The organism is Castellaniella sp., from assembly GCF_034007085.1.
Lineage (GTDB): Bacteria > Pseudomonadota > Gammaproteobacteria > Burkholderiales > Burkholderiaceae_B > Castellaniella.
Genome location: NZ_JAVERO010000213.1, coordinates 1 through 2670, shown reverse-complemented (window position 1 = coordinate 2670; position 2670 = coordinate 1). Strand labels below are relative to the sequence as shown.

Here is a 2670-nt window from a genome sequence, read left to right as displayed (position 1 = left end):
CCCGCCACGGCAGCGTCGACTGGCACCGACCTGAACGGCAAGGCAGCCGAGGACGCCGCGCTGCAATTGCGCGCGCGCCTGGCGGATTTCGCTGCCCGCACATATGGCGGCAAGCCGGAGGACGTGGTGTTTGCCTGGCGCCAGGTCAATGTCAACGGTCGCAACATCCCGTTCGGCCAGCTGGCCGATGAGGCCTACTGGGACCGCGTGCAGCTGTGGTCCGACGGCTTCTATGCCACGCCGGGCATCGTCTGGGACAAGGCCACCATGCATGGCCGGCCGTTCTTCTACTTTGCCTTCGGTGCGGCGGTATCGGAAGTGGTCGTGGATACGCTGACGGGCGAATGGAAGCTGTTGCGTGCCGATATCCTGCATGATGTCGGGGCGTCCATCAATCCGGCGATCGACCTGGGCCAGGTCGAAGGCGGCTTCATCCAGGGCATGGGCTGGCTGACGACCGAGGAACTCTGGTGGCGCGATGATGGTCGTTTGATGACGCATGCGCCATCGACCTACAAGATCCCGGCTGTCAGCGATTGCCCGCGTGACTTCCGCGTGCGCCTGTTCCGGACGCAGAACCTGAAGAACACGGTGCATCGTTCCAAAGCCGTGGGAGAGCCGCCACTGCTGCATGGCATCAGCACATTCAACGCGCTGTGCGACGCCGTGGCCGCCGTGGGCGGCGGCAGGACCTCGCCCGATTTGCGGGCGCCGGCTACGCCGGAAGCGATCCTGAAGGCAATCGAGGGCCTGCGGAAACGCAGCGCGGCCTGATGCACGCCTGGATCGATCAGGCCCTCTGGTGCCTGGATCGGCGGCAGGCGACGGTCCTGGTGACAGTCGCCTGGATCCAGGGATCGGCCCCGCGCGAGGCCGGGGCGAAGATGCTGGTGTCGGCCGGTCACCAGTGGCTGACCATTGGGGGTGGACATCTGGAATGGCAGGCCGCCAAGTCCGCCCGGGCGCGCCTGCGCGGCGAGGATGGATCCGACCGCTGGGTCGAGCCTTTTCCCCTCGGGCCGGCGCTCGGCCAGTGCTGCGGCGGCATGGTGCATCTGCTGTTCGAACGCCTGCGGGAATCCGACCGCTCTTGGCTGGAGGCCTTGCAGGCTGGCCTGTGCTCATCGGCCGGGTGCGTCCGTGAGGTGGGCCTGGGCGGGGCCGGCGTGGCGCCCTGGGTGCGTGTGTCCACGTTGGATGACGCCGCTGCAGGTGCCTTTGCGGATGAGCTGGCCCCGGGGGCCGACCGGCTGCTGTGGCCTGACCCGGCCCTGGGCTGCCTGACGCTGCGCGAGGCCGTGCGGCCTGATCCGTTGCATGTGGTGATCTTCGGAGCCGGGCATGTCGGCCAGGCTCTGGTGGGCATCCTGGGCACCCTGCCCTGTCGGGTGACCTGGGTGGATGCTCGCGATGATCTGTTCCCGGCCACGGTGCCGGCCAATGTGCAGATCGAAGCGACCGACACGCCCGAGGCCGTGATCGCCGAGGCCCCGCCCGGCAGCTGTTTCCTGATCATGACGCATGACCATGCGCTCGATCAGCGCTTGTGCGAACAACTGCTGCGGCGTGACGACGTGGCGTATTTTGGCCTGATCGGCTCACAGACCAAGCGGCGCAAGTTCGAGCACCGTTTCCGCGCGCGCGGCATTGCGCCGGAACGGATCGCGCGCATCGTCTGCCCCATCGGAGAGCCCGGCATCGAGGGCAAGCAGCCCGCCGTGATTGCGGTTGCGGTCGCCGCCCAGCTGCTGCGATTGCGATCCGAGGGCACGCATCAGGCCGTCACGCCGGCACGGGCCGAGGCTTCTGTCCATTGAGCCTGCCGGACTCTCAGACTTGCATCCCATTGAAGAACGCCGGGCCGCCGCCCCCGCCGTACAGGCGGACTGCGGCCTGCAGACAAAGACCGAGGAGACCTCATGACGACCCCGAACCCGTCCGTGCCCGCCCCGCATCCGTCCGGCCTGCAGGCCTACCGTGCCCAGTTGCTCTATTTCCGCGATACGCCCAAGGCCGAGGACGAAGCCTGCGAATGGATCCGCGATGGCCTGCTGGTCGTGCGCGATGGCCGTATCGAACAGTGCGGCGATCATGACCAGCTGATCGGGTGCCTGCCACCCGGTACGCCGGTCAAGGACTGGCGCGGTTGCCTGATCACGCCGGGCTTCATCGACACCCATATCCACTATCCGCAAACGGACATGATCGCCTCGCCGGCGCCGGGCCTGCTGCCGTGGCTGGAAACCTATACCTTTCCGACCGAGCGGCGCTTCGAGAACCCGGAATACGCTCAGGACGTGGCGCGCTTTTTCCTGGACGAACTGTTGCGTTGCGGCACCACCACCGCGCTGGTGTATTGCACGGTGCATCCGGGTTCGGCCCAGGCCTTTTTCGAGGAAAGCCATGCGCGCAATCTGCGCATGGTGGCCGGCAAGGTCATGATGGACCGCAACTGCCCGGAATACCTGCGCGACACGGCGGAATCCGGCGCGCGCGACAGCGAAGACCTGATTCAACGCTGGCACGGCACGGGCCGTCAGCTCTATGCCCTGACGCCGCGCTTTGCGCCGACCTCCACGCCCGAGCAGCTCGGCTTGTGCGGCGAACTGGCCAGGCGCTACCAGGACGTCTTCATCCAGTCGCATGTGTCCGAGAACCGCGACGAGGTGA

At 67.1% G+C, this 2670-nt stretch carries 3 protein-coding genes; all 3 read left to right on the top strand.

Annotation, left to right across the window (positions count from 1 at the left end; all coding sequences use genetic code 11):
* The coding region (locus RBR29_RS11875; RefSeq protein WP_320349519.1) for a molybdopterin cofactor-binding domain-containing protein at window positions 1–774 on the top strand (774 nt) is incomplete at its 5' end.
* Complete coding sequence (xdhC, locus tag RBR29_RS11870) at window positions 774–1817, top strand: xanthine dehydrogenase accessory protein XdhC (protein ID WP_320349516.1); 1044 nt, start codon at window positions 774–776, stop codon at window positions 1815–1817. The genes RBR29_RS11875 and xdhC, both read left to right, overlap by 1 nt.
* 102 nt (window positions 1818–1919) lie before the next feature.
* Window positions 1920–2670, top strand: a 751-nt coding sequence (locus RBR29_RS11865) for a guanine deaminase (protein ID WP_320349514.1), incomplete at its 3' end; no start/stop codon positions are given.